This window comes from Pseudomonas sp. NPDC087336 (genome assembly GCF_044744285.1).
In the GTDB taxonomy this organism is placed as follows: Bacteria; Pseudomonadota; Gammaproteobacteria; order Pseudomonadales; family Pseudomonadaceae; genus Aquipseudomonas.
In genome coordinates this window covers 93,210-109,158 of record NZ_JBIUYA010000003.1, presented here as the reverse complement: position 1 = coordinate 109,158, position 15,949 = coordinate 93,210, and the positions used below count along the sequence as shown (strand labels likewise).

Genomic DNA, 15,949 nt, shown 5'->3' with positions numbered 1-15,949 from the left:
ATCCATGACCGACCTGATCAAACAAGAACTGCGCGATGGCGTGCTGACACTGACCATCGATCGTCCCGACAAGCTCAATGCACTGACCAACGCCATGTACACGCGCTTGGCCGACCTACTGTTTGCGGCTGACGAGAATGACGAAATCGGCGTGGTCATCGTAACCGGTGGCCCGAGCTGTTTTACCAGTGGCAACGACCTGGTGGATTTCCTGCAAGAGCCGCCAACGCACCTGGACAGCCCGGCCTTTCGCCTGATGCGCGCCGTGACCCACCTGCAAAAGCCGTTGATCGCGGCGGTGTGCGGGGCCGCCATCGGCATCGGCACCACCCTGCTGCTGCATTGCGACCAGGTGCTGGTCACCCGTAATGCCAAGCTGCGCACGCCGTTCGTCAATCTGGGCCTGTGCCCCGAGTTCGGCGCCAGCCTGCTGATGCCACGCCGCCTGGGCCAGGCCCGCGCCGCGAGTTTGCTATTGTTGGGCGACAGCCTCGATGGTAGCGAGGCCGTGGCCTGGGGCCTGGCCAACGCTGCCTTCGATGACGGCGAGCAATGCCTGGCCGCGGCAGAAAAGATCGCCCAGCGCTTTTTGACGATGCCCCCGCAAGCCTTGCGCCAGTCCCGACAATTGATGACGCAGGCCGGCATGGCCGAACTGCAAGCCACCCTGCGTGAAGAAAACCTGCTGTTCATCCAGCGCCTCAATACCGTCGAGGCGAAAACGGCCTTGAACGCCCTGCTCAATCGCAGTACAGATAAGAATCCACCGAAAGGAACACAGCCATGAATACCCCGGAAATCTACGTCGTCAGCGCCGCCCGTACCGCCATTGGCACCTTCGGCGGATCCCTCAAGGACGTTCCACCGGCCGAGCTCGCGACCACCGCCGTGAAAGCCGCCCTGGAACGCGCCGCCGTGGACCCGGCGCTCGTCGGCCATCTGGTGATGGGCCACGTGATCCCGACCGAAACCCGCGACGCCTACATCTCCCGGGTCGCCGCGATGAACGCCGGCATCCCGAAAGAAACCCCGGCCTACAACGTCAACCGCCTCTGCGGCTCCGGCCTGCAGGCAATCATCAGCGCGGCGCAGACCCTGCTGCTGGGCGATGCCGACATCGCCGTCGGCGCCGGTGCCGAGTCCATGAGCCGCGGGCCGTACCTGCTGCCATCGGCCCGTTGGGGCGCGCGCATGGGCAACGTCCAGGCCGTCGACTACATGCTGGGCATCCTGCACGACCCGTTCCACAACATCCACATGGGCATCACCGCAGAAAACGTCGCCGAACACAACGGCATCACCCGCGAAATGCAGGATGCCCTGGCCTTCGAAGACCAGAAACGCGCCGCCCATGCGATTGCCAACGGCTACTTCAACGAGCAGATCGCGACCGTAGAGATTCCGGATCGCAAGGGCACTAAACTGTTCAGCGTCGACGAGCACCCACGCGCCACCTCCCTGGAACAGCTGGCGGCGATGAAGCCGGCGTTCAAGAAGGACGGCTCGGTCACCGCCGGCAACGCCTCCGGCCTGAATGACGGTGCGGCCGCCCTGGTCATGGCCACCGGCGCGGCGGTACAGGTCAACAACCTGCGCCCGCTCGCCCGCCTGGTCAGCTACGCCCACGCCGGCGTCGAACCGACACTGATGGGCCTGGGCCCGATCCCGGCCACCCGCCTGGCACTCAAGCGCGCCGGCCTGACCGTCGCCGACATGGACGTGGTCGAAGCCAACATCGCGTTCGCCGCGCAAGCCTGTGCGGTCAGCCAGGAACTGGATCTGGACCCGGCCAAGGTCAACCCGAACGGCTCGGGCATCGCCCTGGGTCACCCGGTGGGCGCGACCGGCGCCATCATCGCCACCAAGGCCATCCACGAACTGCACCGCACCGGCGGCCGTTACGCCCTGGTGACCATGTGCATCGGTGGCGGCCAGGGCATCGCGGCGATCTTCGAACGCGCCTGATCCCCCCTGCCCCGTAGGACCTGTAGGACCTGAGCTGCCGCAAGCTGCGATCTTTTGATCTTGAAACGTCAAAAGATCGCAGCCTTCGGCAGCTCCAGGACCGTATCAAACGTCAACATCACTGCCCCGCCGCTACGACCGCCATCCAAGGCGCCCCTCCTCGAAATGAACACCTGACAGCCGGCAGAAAAAATCATTTGCGACTAAATATTACATGCGTCATATTACGTGCATAATTAAATGATTTCCCCGACAGGTAACCCTCCATGACCAGCATGCCCACCGTAGAGCCCGACCTTGCTGTCCCGGCGAACACTCGCAAGCCGCTGCTCAAACGCCTGCTCCTGCCGACCCTGGGCATCGCCGCGCTGGTCCTGGCCGGTGTGTATGCTGCGCACTGGTGGACCAGCGGTCGGTTCATCGAGGAGACCGACGACGCCTACATCGGTGGCGACGTAACGGTGATCGGGCCGAAAGTGGCGGGGTACATCGAAGAAGTGCTGGTGACCGACAACCAGCCAGTCAAGGCCGGCGATGTGCTGGTGCGTCTCGATTCGCGCGACTACCGCGCCCACTTGGCCAAGGCCGAAGGCGCGGTGGCGGCTGAAGAAGCCCTGCTTGCCAACCTCGACGCCACCGAACAACTGCAACAGGCCGTGATCGGCCAGGCCCGCGCCGGCATCGATGCCGCCGGTGCCGAAACCGCCCGCTCGCGCGATGACGATGCGCGCTACAAAAAGCTCGTCAGCACCAATGCGGTCTCGGTAGAAAGCGCACAACGGGCCAACGCCACGTTCAAGACGGCCCAGGCTCAAAGCAGTCGCGCCCAGGCCGAGCTGCTGGCCGCGCAACGGCAACTGAATGTGATCGCCACCCAGAAACAGCAGGCCCGCGCCGCCTTGATCCAGGCCAAAGCCGAGCGCGACCTGGCGCAGCTGAACGTTGGTTATACCGAATTGAAAGCCCCGGTGGATGGCGTGATCGGCAACCGCCGCGCCCGCACCGGCGCTTATGCCCAGGCCGGTTCGCAACTGTTGTCGGTGGTGCCGTCCAGCGGCTTGTGGGTCGATGCCAACTTCAAGGAAGACCAACTGGCGCACATGGTCCCCGGGCAACGGGTGACCATCCGCGCCGACGTGCTCTCGGGCCAGGTATTCCATGGTCATCTGGACAGCCTGGCACCGGCCAGCGGTTCGCAATTCAGCGTGCTGCCACCGGAAAACGCCACCGGCAACTTCACCAAGATCGTCCAACGGGTGCCTGTGCGCATCCATCTCGACCCGGCCGACAGCGTGCTCGGCCACCTGCGCCCCGGCCTGTCGGTCACCGCCGAAGTGGACACGCGCAAGGAGCCTGAAACCCCAGCCGTGGCCAGCGCACCATGAGTCGCGCCCTCGCCGCCCCGGCACAACCGTTCAATGCCGCGAGCATGGCGACGGCGACCAAGGTTTTCGCCTTCGCCAGCATGTGCATCGGCATGTTCATTGCGCTGCTGGATATCCAGATCGTCTCAGCATCGCTGCGTGACATCGGCGGCGGGCTCTCGGCCGGTACCGACGAAACCGCCTGGGTGCAAACCAGTTACCTGATCGCCGAAATCATCGTGATCCCCCTCTCCGGCTGGCTGTCCCGGGTGTTTTCCACGCGCTGGTTGTTCTGCGCGTCAGCGGTGGGTTTTACCCTGACCAGTCTGTTGTGCGGCGTGGCCTGGAACATCCAGAGCATGATTGCGTTTCGAGCGCTGCAAGGGTTTCTCGGCGGTTCGATGATCCCGATGGCGTTCACCACGGCCTTCGTTTTCTTCAGCGGCAAGCAACGCGTGATCGCCGCCGCAACCATCGGCGCGGTGGCATCCCTGGCCCCTACCCTGGGGCCGGTGATCGGTGGCTGGATCACTGACATTTCCTCTTGGCACTGGCTGTTCTACATCAACCTGGTGCCGGGGATTTTTGTGGCCGTGGCCGTACCGATGCTGGTGAAGATCGACCAGCCTGAACTGTCGCTGCTCAAAGGCGCCGACTATCTGAGCATGGCGCTCCTGGCGCTGTTCCTCGGCTGCCTGGAATACACCCTCGAAGAAGGCCCGCGCTGGAACTGGTTCAGCGACCGCACCATCCTCACCACAGCGTGGATCAGCGGCCTGGCCGGCCTGGCCTTTATCGGCCGCACCCTGCACGTGGCCAACCCGATCGTCGACCTGCGGGCCCTGAAAGACCGCAACTTTGCCCTCGGCTGTTTCTTCTCCTTCGTCACCGGCATTGGCCTTTTCGCGACCATTTACCTGACACCGCTGTTCCTCGGCCGGGTCCGTGGCTATGGCGCGCTGGACATTGGCCTGGCGGTTTTCTCCACCGGCGTGTTCCAGATCATGGCGATCCCGCTGTACGCCTTTCTGGCCAACCGCGTCGACCTGCGCTGGATCATGATGACCGGCCTTGGCTTGTTCGCCTTGTCGATGTGGGATTTCAGCCCGATCACCCATGACTGGGGGGCCAAGGAGTTGATGCTGCCGCAAGCGCTGCGCGGGATTGCCCAGCAACTGGCGGTACCGCCTGCGGTGACATTGACCCTCGGCAGCCTGGCGCCGGCGCGACTTAAACATGCTTCGGGATTGTTCAACCTGATGCGCAACCTGGGCGGTGCCATCGGCATCGCCGCCTGCGCGACCATCCTTAACGACCGCACCAACCTGCATTTCACAAGGTTGGCGGAGAACCTCAACAGCAGCAACGAAGCGCTCAACCAGTGGCTGTCCCAGGTCGGCAACAACTTCGCCGCCCTCGGCCAGAACGGCGACCTGGGTGTCACCGCCAGCCTGCGTCAGCTCTGGCTGCTGACCTACCGCGAAGCGCAGACGCAAACCTACGGCGACGCATTCCTGATGATCATGGTCTGCTTCATCGTCGCCACGGCGATGGTGCCCTTGATGCGCAAGGTGCAACCACCGGCGGCGCCGAGTGCGGATGCGCATTGAAGCTCGGCACTCATACTCAAGATCAGGCCTGGGGCGTCTTGCGAAAGCCCACCGCCAGGCGGTTCCAGCTGTTGATGGTGCTGATGGCCACGGTCAGGTCGACCATTTCCTTGGGCGTGAACTGGGCGCTGACCACTTCGTAGTCTTCGTCCGGGGCGTGGGTCAGGCTCAGCTGGGTCAGGGTTTCGGTCCAGAGCAGCGCGGCGCGTTCACGCTCGGTGAAAAATGGCGCCTCGCGCCAGGCTGTCACGGCGAACAGGCGGCGCGGGGTTTCGCCGCCCTTGATCGCGTCGGCGGTGTGCATGTCGATGCAGAAGGCACAGCCGTTGATTTGCGAAGCACGCAGCTTGACCAGTTCGATCAGGGTCTTTTCCAGCGGCAGTTTGGAAACAGCGCTTTCCAGGGCAATCATGGCTTTGAGGGCGTCAGGGGAAGCTGTGTAGAAATCGATACGCGGTTGCATGGCATGCTCCTGGGCAAGTGGGTGTGGCACTAAGTTAGCCCCACGGCTGGCGCACACAAATAGCCAATCCGGCAGAAGTCGAGGAGGCCAATGGCCCGCGTAGCGCGCCAGGCTCCCGTCACACCCGACTGCGCAACCACTGCAAGAACCCTTTCTTCGGCACCACGAGGGGTACATCCGCGATCAGCGACTTTGCCTTGTTCAGGCGGAAATCCAGCAAGGTCTTCATCGCATCGTTGATGTCCTGGCGGGCATCCAGGCAGGGCTTGAGGTACTGCTTTTCGATACGATAAAGCGTGCACGGGGTTTTCGCGGTGAACTGGGCGGGTAGCGCGCTGTCGGTCAGGATGCCGGCCTCGCCGATCACCTCCCCCGGGCCCATGCGTCCGGATTCGATGGGCGTACCGTGCCGGTTCAGCGTAACGGAAACCACCCCGGACTCGATGATGAACAAGTGTTCGCTGACCTCCCCCGCCTCCAATATCGTCTCGTCGGTGCGGAACGATTGCAGGGACATGTTCTGGCTGAAGGTTTCCTTCTCTTCGTGGCGCAGGGTGGAGAACAGCGGCGAGCTATCGAGCAGCGCCCGTGGCCGTGTGAGGTCGCTCGACGGGTTGGGTTCGACGCTCGACAGCAAGTGGATGCCGGATGCGCGCAAATGCCGGTAGGCCAGATCGAACAGTTGATTGCGTACCGAGCGTTTTTCGCTCATCGAGGCGACGAAGCCGCTGATTTCGTATTCATTGCCAGCAGCGCTGGAGCTTTTCAGCGCTACTTTGCCGCCGGGTGAAGTCAACAGGGTCCGGCAACCCTGCATTGCCCGCTCAAGGGCATCGATCACGATTTGTGGACGGACATGGGGGCTGACCTGCAAGCTGATCGAAAGCCCGAACATGTCGCTGGGTCGGCTGAAGTTGGTGATCTTGGCCTTGGCCGCCAGCGAGTTGGGGATCACGATCATGCTGCCCTGGGAGGTCTGCAAGCGCGTGGCCCGCCAATCGATATCGATGACCCGGCCTTCGGTGCCGTCGATGGCGATCCAGTCATCCAGTTGATAGGGTTTGGTGGTGTTCAGCACGATCCCGGAAAACACGTCGCTGAGGGTGCTTTGCAGGGCCAGGCCGACGATGATCGCCAAGGCGCCGGAGGTGGCCAGTACGCCTTTGACCGGCAGATTGAGCACATAAGCCAGGGCTGCAATGACCGCGACCAGGAAAATCACGGCACCGAGCAGGTCCTGCAGCAGGCGCCCGGTGTGCCCTACCCGCTGCATCATGCCCGCACCGATCAGCACGGTCAGGGTGCGGGCAGCGAACAGCCACCAGCCGATCTGCAACCCCGTGGCCGCCAAATGCAACGGCACGTTGTCGACCCAGGGCGCGGGTTCCAGCGGGTTCATGCCTTCGTTGAACAGCACCAGGCTGAACAGCGAGAAAATCACCACCCGCACCAGCAGTTTCACATTGTGGCCACGGGTACCGATCAGGCGCCACAACACCAGATCGGTCAGGATCAGGACCAAGGCGCAAACCAGCGGGTGTTCGGTCAGTAACGACAGCATCAAGCAGCTCCGGCACGGGACAATGTGCGAAAGATCGCACACTTTGGCCAGAGTGTAGTAGGAGCGAGCATGCTCGCGATAAACTCAAGAACGCCGCGGGGTACCTGCCATCGCGCGTTATCGTTGACGACCATCGCGAGCATTTTCGCTCCTACAGGAGCGATGCGTGCCTGTTACTTGGTCAGGGTGCTGTAGCTGGTCATCAGGTTGCGGTAGTCCGGGATGTGGTTGGAGAACAGCGTGCCCAGGCCTTCGACGTCGTTGCGCCAGTCGCGGTGCAGCTCACAGGCCAGGCCGAACCAGGTCATCAGCTGCGCGCCTGCGGTGGACATGCGATTCCACGCCGATTCACGGGTCAGTTCGTTGAACGTACCGGAAGCATCGGTGACGACAAAGACCTCGAAACCTTCGGCCAGCGCCGAGAGTGCCGGAAACGCTACGCAGACTTCAGTGACCACACCGGCGATGATCAATTGCTTCTTGCCGGTGGCCTTGATCGCCTTGACGAAGTCTTCGTTGTCCCAGGCATTGATCTGGCCGGGGCGTGCAATGTACGGGGCATCCGGAAACTGTGCCTTGAGCTCCGGCACCAGCGGGCCGTTGGGGCCGGTTTCGAAACTGGTGGTGAGGATGGTCGGCAGCTTGAAGTACGTGGCCAGGTCGGCCAAGGCCAGCACGTTGTTCTTGAACCGGTCCGGGTCGATGTCGCGCACCAGCGACAGCAGGCCTGTCTGATGATCCACCAACAGAACGGCGGCATTGTCCTTGTCGAGACGCTTGTAGGAAGTTGTCATGGCAGTAGTCCTCGCGTGTTATCGATGCCGAAAAAGTCGGCGTGGGTGTCCCGTTAGCGCTGCGAATCCAGCACTTCATGTTCGTTCGCCACTTGTTGAGCCTTGAGGTAGCTTTCGATCAACAATTGATAATGCGGCATGGCCTGGGCATAGACTGCGGCCCACTGCTCGGCGTCCGGACGGTTCCACGAGCCTTGCAGCTCTGAGAGCGTAGCCATGATGTCGATTGGCACCACCCCGGCCTGGGCCAGACGGGCAACTGTCAGATCAGTGGCCAACCGGGAGTGGTTGCCCGAAGCATCGACCACGGCGAACACTTTGTAGCCTTCATGCACCGCCGCAATGGACGGAAACGCCAGGCACACGCTGGTCAGGGTGCCGGCGATCACCAGGGTTTTCTTGCCGGTGGCTTTCACCGCCGCGTGAAACTCGGGGTTTTCCCAGGCATTGATTTCGCCCTTGCGCGCCACGTATTGGGCATGGGGTGCCGCCTCGTGGATTTCCGGAATCAACGGCCCGTTCGGCCCTTGCGGCACGGAAGCGGTGGTGATCACCGGCATCTGCAACAAAGTTGCCGCCTTGGCCAGGGCGATGGCGTTGGCGCGCAGTTGTGGTACATCCATGTCCTTGACGATCTGAAACAGTCCACTTTGGTGATCGATCAACAGCATGGCGCTGTCATTGGCGTCGATCGTCGGTTTCTGGCCATTGAAGTTGGCCGCATTGACGGTGTTCATCAGTGTTTCCTCTTTTGACAGGCAACAGCCATCCCTGGCCTGGGCACCGGCCTACTCATCCTGGGTAGAGCGGGTTGTTGGAGCGGAGCGGATTAACCGTGCATCCGGCCGAACCGGCCGGACTGGAAGTCGGCGAACGCCTGGTGAATTTCCTGCTCGGTGTTCATCACGAAAGGACCGTGACCGACGATCGGCTCGTCGATCGGTTCACCGCTGAGCAGCAGCACCACCGCGTCCTCGCTGGCTTGGAGGGTCATCTGATCGCCCTTGCGGTCGAACAAGGCCAACTGCCCTTGACGGACCGACTCCAGGCCGTTGACCTCGATCGTGCCGCGCAAAACTACCAGTGCGGTGTTGCGTCCTTCGTGCAGATCCAGCGTGAGCAACTTGCCGGCATTCAGGCGCAGGTCCCAGACGTCGATTGGGGTAAAGGTGCGCGAAGGCCCTTTGTGGCCATCAAATTCACCGGCGATCAAGCGCAAGCTGCCGGCGTTGTTCTTCAGGGCAATGCTCGGGATGTCGCCATCGAGAATCGTCTGGTAACCGGCGTGGGCCATTTTGTCCTTGGCCGGCAGGTTGACCCACAACTGCACCATTTCCAGGGTGCCGCCGCTCTTGGCGAATCCTTCGGAGTGAAACTCTTCATGGACAATCCCCGAGGCGGCGGTCATCCATTGCACGTCGCCGGGGCCGATCTTGCCGCCACTGCCGGTGGAGTCGCGGTGTTCCAGTTCGCCCTTGTAGACGATAGTCACGGTTTCGAAACCGCGGTGCGGATGCTGACCAACGCCACGTCGCCCGGTGGTCGGGGTGAATTCAGCGGGGCCGGCGTGATCCAGCAGCAGGAACGGGCTGATGTGCTTGCCCAGGTTGTCATAGGAAAACAGCGTGCGAACCGGAAAACCGTCGCCGACCCAATGGGCCCGCGGGCTGGTGTAGATACCGATGATGTTTTTCATGGTGTCTCCTGATGAGGTGGGTGAAGCCATGGAGAGAGCTTAAAACCGTGACCTTTACTGCGCTAGACTGCAAAAATCAGCTTTAGCGTTCTATCTGGAGAACGATGGTGGAAGACCTCAACACCCTCTACTACTTCACCCAAGTGGTGGAACATCAGGGTTTCGCAGCGGCCGGACGGGCCCTGGACATGCCCAAGTCCAAGCTCAGCCGGCGCATTGCCGAACTCGAAGAACGCCTCGGCGTACGGTTGCTGCATCGCAGCAGTCGACATTGTTCGCTGACTGAAATCGGCCAGGCTTATTACCAGCGTTGCCTGGCGATGCGTGTAGAGGCGGAAAGCGCCGCCGAACTGATCGAACGTAACCGCTCCGAACCCCAAGGCGTGGTGCGCATCAGTTGTCCGACGGCGCTGCTCAACTCCTGGGTCGGGCCGATGCTGACCCGCTACCTGCTCAAATATCCGTTGGTGGAGTTGTTCATCGAGAGCACCAACCGGCGGGTCGACCTGATCCACGAGGGTTTGGACATCGCTCTGCGGGTGCGTTTTCCGCCGCTGGAAAACACCGACATGGTGATGAAGGTGCTGGGTAACAGCACCCAGAGCGTGGTGGGCAGCCCGGCCTTTTTGCCGCGCCTGTCGACACCCGCCTCCCCGGCTGACCTCAGCGGTTTGCCGAGCCTGCACTGGGGGACGGTGCAACGCGAGTACCAGTGGGAATTGTTCGGCTCCGATGGCAGCAGCGCGATGATCAGGCACGCGCCGCGGATGGTCACCGATGACCTGTTGGCCTTGCGTCACGCGGCGGTAGCCGGCATAGGGATTGTCCACCTGCCCAGCGTGGTGGTGCGCGATGAGATCGCCGCCGGCCAGTTGGTCGAACTGGTGCCGGGGTGGGCGCCAAAAAGTGGCGTCATCCATGCAATTTTCCCGTCACGCCGTGGCTTGCTGCCGTCGGTGCGGACCTTGATCGACTTTCTTGGAGAGGAGTTCAGCCGCAGCGATATTGCCTGAGGGCAGCTGCAAGCTTTTAGCTACGGCAAGCTGGTGAAGGCCGCCTGGATTCGCGGATTTTGGCCCACCGATTTTTGATCTGCGGTAAACATTGCTTTGCCCATCCAGCGGTTTTTCTCACGGATGCAGGCGCGGATACTCGCGGCCATTCCCACTGCAACCTCTGGAGTCATTCATGTCTATCCCCGCTTTCGGCCTGGGTACGTTTCGCTTGCAAGGCCAGGTGGTCATCGATTCGGTGAGCACCGCCCTGGAACTGGGTTACCGGGTCATCGACACTGCGCAGATCTACGAAAACGAAGCCGAAGTCGGCCAGGCCATTGCCGCCAGCGGCGTTGCCCGTGAAGACCTGTTCATCACCAGCAAGATCTGGGTCGCCAACTTCGCCAAGGATCGCCTGATCGACAGCCTCAAGGAGAGCCTGCACAAACTGCAGACCGACTACCTGGACCTGACCCTGATCCACTGGCCATCGCCGCAAGACCAGGTGCCGGTAGAGGAATTCATGGGGGCCTTGCTCGAAGCCAGACACCTGGGCCTGACCCGGCAGATCGGTGTCTCCAACTTTACCGTCGACCTGATGAAACAGGCGATAACCGCTGTCGGCGCCGAGAACATCGCAACCAACCAGATTGAATTGCACCCCTACCTGCAAAACCGCCAGGTCGCCGAGTTCGCGCAAAGCCAGGGCATCCAGATCACCTCGTACATGACCCTGGCCTACGGTGAAGTGCTCAAGGACCCGGTGATTGCGCAGATCGCCGATCGCCTTCAAGCGACCCCGGCACAAGTCACCCTGGCCTGGGCGCTGCAACTGGGCTATGGCGTGATTCCTTCGTCGACCAAGCGCGCCAACCTCGCCAGCAACCTCAAGGCCAGCGCCATCACGTTGAGCGATGCCGACATGGCATTGATCGCCAGCCTGGATCGCGGCCATCGCCTGACCAGCCCCAAGGGCCTTGCGCCGGCCTGGGATTGAACCGCGGGGTTCAAGCCTCAGCCTTGTTCAAGGTTTTTTTCCAGGCGCGTCATGGCCTGGTGCAACTGATCGACGGCTGCGTCGATCAGTGAGGCATCGTCCTCGGTACAGGCACGCTCCAGTTGCTCGCAACACGCCACCAGCGCCTGCGCCCGGACCATTTGCGCACCACCCCTGATGCGGTGCGCCAGGTCTTTCAAGCCGTGGCGATTACCGCTGGCATGTTCTTGCAACAGACGGTCGCGATCTTCGCGGTTGGTCACGGCCAGATCCTGCAGCAGTTGCACGATCAGTTCACTGTCGGCCCCCGTGTAGCGTTGCAACCCGCTCAGATCGATTTCGGTGGTGGGCGGCGCTTCGGGCACGCCTGCCGATTCGCTGGCAAACCTGCTGGCCAACCATGCGCTAAGGTCGACCAATCGAATGGGTTTGAACAGACAATCGTCCATGCCTGCTTCAATACAACGAAGTTTCTCCTCGGGTTGCGCGCTGGCAGTGAAGCCCAGGATCAACGTCGGCGGCCCCGCCTGGAAACGCTCCTCATCTCGGATCGCACTCGCCAGCTCATAACCGCTGACCACCGGCATGTTGCAGTCGGTGACGACCAGATCGCAGGCGTGTTCGCGCCATTGCTCGAAACCTTGCTGGCCATCCTGGGCGAGCAGCACCTGGTGCCCGAGGTAACTCAATTGCCGCGAAATCAGCAACCGATTGGCCGAGTAATCGTCCACCACCAAAATTGTCAGCGACCGAGTCCTTGCCGGCGCTTCACTCGGTGCCATTTCAGAGGCGGGCAACGTCGGCAATGCCAGCAGTTCAAGGCTGATGTCCAAGCGGGTGCCGCGTCCCAAAACGCTGGTGAGTTGCAAGCGCCCCCCCATCATTTCGCACAGCGTGCGGCTGATCACCAGCCCCAGGCCGGAGCCTTGCCGGCCTGAGGCCTGACGGTTACCGGCCTGCACGAACGGGCTGAACAGGCGTTGCTGGTCAAAGGTGCTGATACCGCTGCCGCTGTCCTCGATACACACACTGACCGCGAGACGGTCTGGCGACGCGGGCACCACCTGCAACCTCAGGCTGACCTCGCCTTTGTGGGTGAACTTGATGGCATTGCTCAGCAGATTGGACAACACCTGCTTGAAACGCGTGGGGTCGATCAACACATCGCGGTCGCTGTGTTCGTCCAGGTCAATGCGCCACTGCAGGTTCTTCTGCCGGGCCAGGCCTTCGAAGACCCTGCACACCGACACCACCAGCACCTGCAGATTGGCCCGCTCCGGCGTCAGTGACAAATGCCCGGACTCGATACGGGCAATGTCCAGGATGTCGCCGATCAAGGCCAGCAACTGTTGCCCGGCATTTGACGCCACCTCGATGGCCGCGCGGTCGGTAAAGCCCTTGTCGGCAGATTTCAGCGCCAGCTCAAGCATTCCGATCAGGGCATTCATCGGCGTGCGGATCTCATGGCTCATCGTCGCCAGGAATGTGGTTTTGGCCCGATTGGCATCCTCGGCGGCGTCCTTGGCCTCCTGCAATCGGGCAAGCCATTGCTGGCGCTGGCGTATTTGCCGGCGCTGCCAGGCGATCCACGCCAGGGCCAGCAGAAGCAAGGCGCCAGCGGCGGCGAACGCCTGGAAAATCGTCTGTCGATGACGCAGCCAATAGCTCTGCTCCACCATCATGTCATTGCGCCAAGGCAGTATCAGGTCGTCAATTTCTTCGGGAGGGATACTGAGCAAGGCCTTGTCCAGGATCGAATGCAACTCGGTGTCGTCGCGACCGGTCGCCAGGGTACTGCGCGCGGGATCGATGCCCACCGTGCTGGTGACCTGGAGGCGATCACGGTACTGCCGGGATATCAGGTAGCGGGCGCTGATCAATGAGTTGATGCCACCTTGTGCCTTGCCTTGGGCGACCATTTCCATGGCATCGGCCGACAGTGGCGCATCGACAAAACCGATCGACGGGAAGTGTTGGCGAATGAACTCGCCAGCGATATTGCCCTCGGTCAGCGCCAGGGTTTTTCCGGCCAGATCATCCAGGGTCCTGGGGCTGTCCGGCGCCAGGCGCGTCACCAGCACCGAGGGGCTGGTCAGAAACGGCCGAGTGAACAGCAAGTCTTCCTCGCGCCGGGAACTCAGGCCGATGCCGGCCAGCACATCGACCTGGTCGCTCTTGATCGCCTGCAGCATCTCGGCCACTGACCGCATGCCCCGGATGTCGAATTGCAAGCCGGTGCGCAGGCTGATTTTCGCCAACACATCGACACCGATGCCGCGAAACTTGCCTTCACTGTCCATGAAGGTTATCGGTGGGATGTTCTCGTTGATCGCCACACTCACCCGCGGGTGCCGGTCGAGCCAACGCTGCTCGGCCACGCTCAATTGCAGTGCCTGCGTGCCCGGCATGGACACCCCGCTCGCTCCCCAGCGGCGCAGGATGTTCATCTGTTCATTGGGCGTTATCGCCGCCAGGGCCTTGTTGACGATGCGCAGCAACGCCGGGTTGTCGCGGGCCATGGCAAAGGCGAAGCGCCCCGATTCCATGGGCGAGAAATCCGCCAGCTGGACATTGTTCAGGTAGTTTTTGCTGATCAGGTAATGGGCGCTGATCGCATCGCCCAGGTAGACATCCGCATGGCCGAAGGCGACTGCGCCGACCGCCGCCAGTGTCGAGGGGAAAAGCTGAACCTGGGCTTCGGGGTAAAATTGCTGCACGTTTTGTTCAGGCAAGTAGTGGTAGAGCGTTGCCAGGCGCTTGCCGGCCAGTGTCGGGTCCAGTACCGGTGGCGAATCGATGCGGGTCACCAATACCGGCTGATCCACCGCATAGGCGTGGGACATTTGTAATTGCGGGTTCCGGGACTCGTAGCTGTTGGACGTTCCCAGCAGGTCTGCCGCCCCTTGCTTGACGGCTCGAACGGCGTCTTCGCGGGATGGATAGCGCCGGACTTCGATCTCCACTCGCAGCAGTTGCCGCAGCAGATCGGCGTAGTCGGCCGTCACCCCCTCAAGCGCGTGATCGGTGGTGATGTCGAAAGGCGGATAATCCGGCGCTGAAACGGCAAGCACCAAACGGGCTTTTTGCCGCAACCAGCGCGCATCGGCTGCCGACAACGGCAGCACCTGGCCTTCCACGCTGGAACGACCCAGCAACGTCAATGCTTGCGGTTGCGCAAAGACACTCGATGCCCCCAGGCAAAGCGCCAACAGCAAGTATCGAAGAGTGTTCATTCAGATCAAATGGTGACGCTGGGCAAGATCGCGCAGATGCACCGACGACTTCACGTTGAGTTTTTCAGTCAGGCGGGTTTTGTAGGTACTGACGGTCTTGTGGCTCACGTGCGAGATTTCGGCGATTTCCTTGTTGCTCGTGCCCCGGGCCAGGTGCAGGAAAATGGACAGTTCGCGGTCCGAAAGACTCTCGATCATCTGTTTTTCACTGCGTTGCACCTGGCTCATCGACACCGAGCTCGAAGGCAACCGGGTGAAATAGGTGTAGCCGGCCTTAACGGCGTGCACCGCTTTGTGCAAATGCTGCAGATCGTTGGTCTTGGCGACATAGGCCATGGCACCGGCACGCATGCAACGGTCCTGGAAAAACGCCGGTTCCTGGGCCGTGAACACCACCACCCGGCAGTGCGCCTCTTCCATCTGGATCCGTGCCAATACACTCAAGCCGTCGAGCTTCGGGATGTTGAGGTCCAGCACCACCAGTTCAGGTTTATGCTCGCGGAGCATCGACAGGACTTCATTACCGCAAGCCGCTTCAAAGATACGTTTGTATCCCTCCAGCTTGAGTACAATTTTGACTGCACCGCGAATCACCGGATGATCGTCCACAACCAGCGCGCACTTCATGGCAACTCCCTATGCATAAACACGACATTCGGACACTGACGGCCCATGGGCAAGAACCCGCACATAGCTGCGCATAGACTCTGGCACGTAAAACCCGATTGAACTACCTGACAGAAATGACAGTGCCGACGAACGGTTGGGGTCGATCGATGATCGCCATCAACCGCTGGATCGTCGCCAGGTCGGGTAGCAAGGCGTGGCTCACCTGCACCTTGTGCCGGTAAGAGGCTGCGATGACGGGGAGTTGCGCACGCTGGCCGTCGAAGATCAGCGCGTGCGCCAGCTGTCCGTTGTCGAGACAAAAATCCAGAAGGTTCAGCTTGCCCTGGGCCAGGCCAGCATTGACAACCAGCAGATCGAATGGATCGCAGCCATACTCGACCAGGCTCAGAAGCTCCTCGAGGCTTTGCACCGGCGCTACCCGAAAATAATCGAGTTGGTTGAACAACCGCTCGATTTTCATCCGGTTGAAGTGTTGTTGGTCGGCGATCAGGATGCGTAAGGATTTGCTGGGCAACGTGGCCCCCCCCGGGTCAGATTGATGAGGGGGCAAGGCTACGGAAGACCTACAGCGCATTCTGTAGGAAAAATCCGAAATACCGCCCGCCAAGTCTGACGCGGGTCATGGAGATGCGACGAAGGCG

The 15,949-nt window shown here is 61.6% G+C and carries 14 protein-coding genes; 6 read left to right on the top strand and 8 right to left on the bottom strand.

The annotated features are described in order from the left end of the window. The first annotated feature begins 4 nt into the window (after window positions 1-4). The 4 genes from ACIO0C_RS04150 (at window position 5) to ACIO0C_RS04135 (ending at window position 4,939) form a co-directional block, all read left to right on the top strand. Entirely contained in the window at window positions 5-787 is a 783-nt protein-coding gene (locus ACIO0C_RS04150; protein ID WP_401308210.1) for an enoyl-CoA hydratase-related protein, read from the top strand. Further along, window positions 784-1,965 (top strand): acetyl-CoA C-acyltransferase family protein, encoded by a 1,182-nt coding sequence (locus ACIO0C_RS04145; RefSeq protein WP_401308207.1) that lies wholly within the window; start codon window positions 784-786, stop codon window positions 1,963-1,965. The genes ACIO0C_RS04150 and ACIO0C_RS04145 overlap by 4 nt, the downstream gene beginning before the upstream one ends. A 266-nt stretch (window positions 1,966-2,231) precedes the next feature. After that, complete coding sequence (locus ACIO0C_RS04140) at window positions 2,232-3,350, top strand: HlyD family secretion protein (protein ID WP_401308204.1); 1,119 nt, start codon at window positions 2,232-2,234, stop codon at window positions 3,348-3,350. Continuing rightward, entirely contained in the window at window positions 3,347-4,939 is a 1,593-nt protein-coding gene (locus ACIO0C_RS04135; protein ID WP_401308201.1) for a DHA2 family efflux MFS transporter permease subunit, read from the top strand. The genes ACIO0C_RS04140 and ACIO0C_RS04135 overlap by 4 nt, the downstream gene beginning before the upstream one ends. 22 nt (window positions 4,940-4,961) lie before the next feature. On the opposite strand, the gene ACIO0C_RS04130 is transcribed toward ACIO0C_RS04135, so the two are convergent. The 5 genes from ACIO0C_RS04130 to ACIO0C_RS04110 all read right to left on the bottom strand — a co-directional run bounded on the left by ACIO0C_RS04130 (window position 4,962) and on the right by ACIO0C_RS04110 (window position 9,453). Then, window positions 4,962-5,402: a carboxymuconolactone decarboxylase family protein gene (locus ACIO0C_RS04130; protein WP_401308198.1), complete on the bottom strand. Its 441-nt coding sequence runs from the start codon at window positions 5,400-5,402 to the stop codon at window positions 4,962-4,964. A gap of 118 nt (window positions 5,403-5,520) precedes the next feature. Continuing rightward, window positions 5,521-6,963 carry a mechanosensitive ion channel domain-containing protein gene (locus tag ACIO0C_RS04125; RefSeq protein WP_401308195.1) on the bottom strand — a complete coding sequence of 481 codons (1,443 nt, stop codon included), beginning with the start codon at window positions 6,961-6,963 and terminating at the stop codon, window positions 5,521-5,523. Between the two features lie 173 nt (window positions 6,964-7,136). Further along, window positions 7,137-7,757: an isochorismate family cysteine hydrolase YcaC gene (ycaC, locus tag ACIO0C_RS04120; protein WP_401308192.1), complete on the bottom strand. Its 621-nt coding sequence runs from the start codon at window positions 7,755-7,757 to the stop codon at window positions 7,137-7,139. 53 nt (window positions 7,758-7,810) lie between these two features. After that, the gene (locus ACIO0C_RS04115) at window positions 7,811-8,494 is read right to left on the bottom strand and encodes an isochorismatase family protein (RefSeq protein WP_401308189.1); all 684 of its coding nucleotides are present in this window, start codon (window positions 8,492-8,494) and stop codon (window positions 7,811-7,813) included. A gap of 92 nt (window positions 8,495-8,586) precedes the next feature. Next, window positions 8,587-9,453: a pirin family protein gene (locus tag ACIO0C_RS04110; protein WP_401308187.1), complete on the bottom strand. Its 867-nt coding sequence runs from the start codon at window positions 9,451-9,453 to the stop codon at window positions 8,587-8,589. Between the two features lie 104 nt (window positions 9,454-9,557). On the opposite strand from ACIO0C_RS04110, the gene ACIO0C_RS04105 reads away from it, so the two are divergent. Continuing rightward, a complete protein-coding gene (locus ACIO0C_RS04105) occupies window positions 9,558-10,466 on the top strand; it encodes a LysR substrate-binding domain-containing protein (RefSeq protein ID WP_401308184.1) in 909 nt (302 codons plus the stop codon). A gap of 175 nt (window positions 10,467-10,641) precedes the next feature. Continuing rightward, window positions 10,642-11,445: a 2,5-didehydrogluconate reductase DkgB gene (dkgB, locus tag ACIO0C_RS04100; protein WP_401308181.1), complete on the top strand. Its 804-nt coding sequence runs from the start codon at window positions 10,642-10,644 to the stop codon at window positions 11,443-11,445. Window positions 11,446-11,462: 17 nt separating this feature from the next. Here the strand turns inward: dkgB and ACIO0C_RS04095 are convergent, their stop codons facing one another. The 3 genes from ACIO0C_RS04095 to ACIO0C_RS04085 all read right to left on the bottom strand — a co-directional run bounded on the left by ACIO0C_RS04095 (window position 11,463) and on the right by ACIO0C_RS04085 (window position 15,822). After that, window positions 11,463-14,678 carry a transporter substrate-binding domain-containing protein gene (locus tag ACIO0C_RS04095; protein ID WP_401308178.1) on the bottom strand — a complete coding sequence of 1,072 codons (3,216 nt, stop codon included), beginning with the start codon at window positions 14,676-14,678 and terminating at the stop codon, window positions 11,463-11,465. Next, a complete protein-coding gene (locus ACIO0C_RS04090; protein WP_401308176.1) occupies window positions 14,679-15,305 on the bottom strand; it encodes a response regulator in 627 nt (208 codons plus the stop codon). A gap of 103 nt (window positions 15,306-15,408) precedes the next feature. Further along, the gene (locus ACIO0C_RS04085; protein WP_401308174.1) at window positions 15,409-15,822 is read right to left on the bottom strand and encodes a response regulator; all 414 of its coding nucleotides are present in this window, start codon (window positions 15,820-15,822) and stop codon (window positions 15,409-15,411) included. Window positions 15,823-15,949 lie beyond the last annotated feature (127 nt).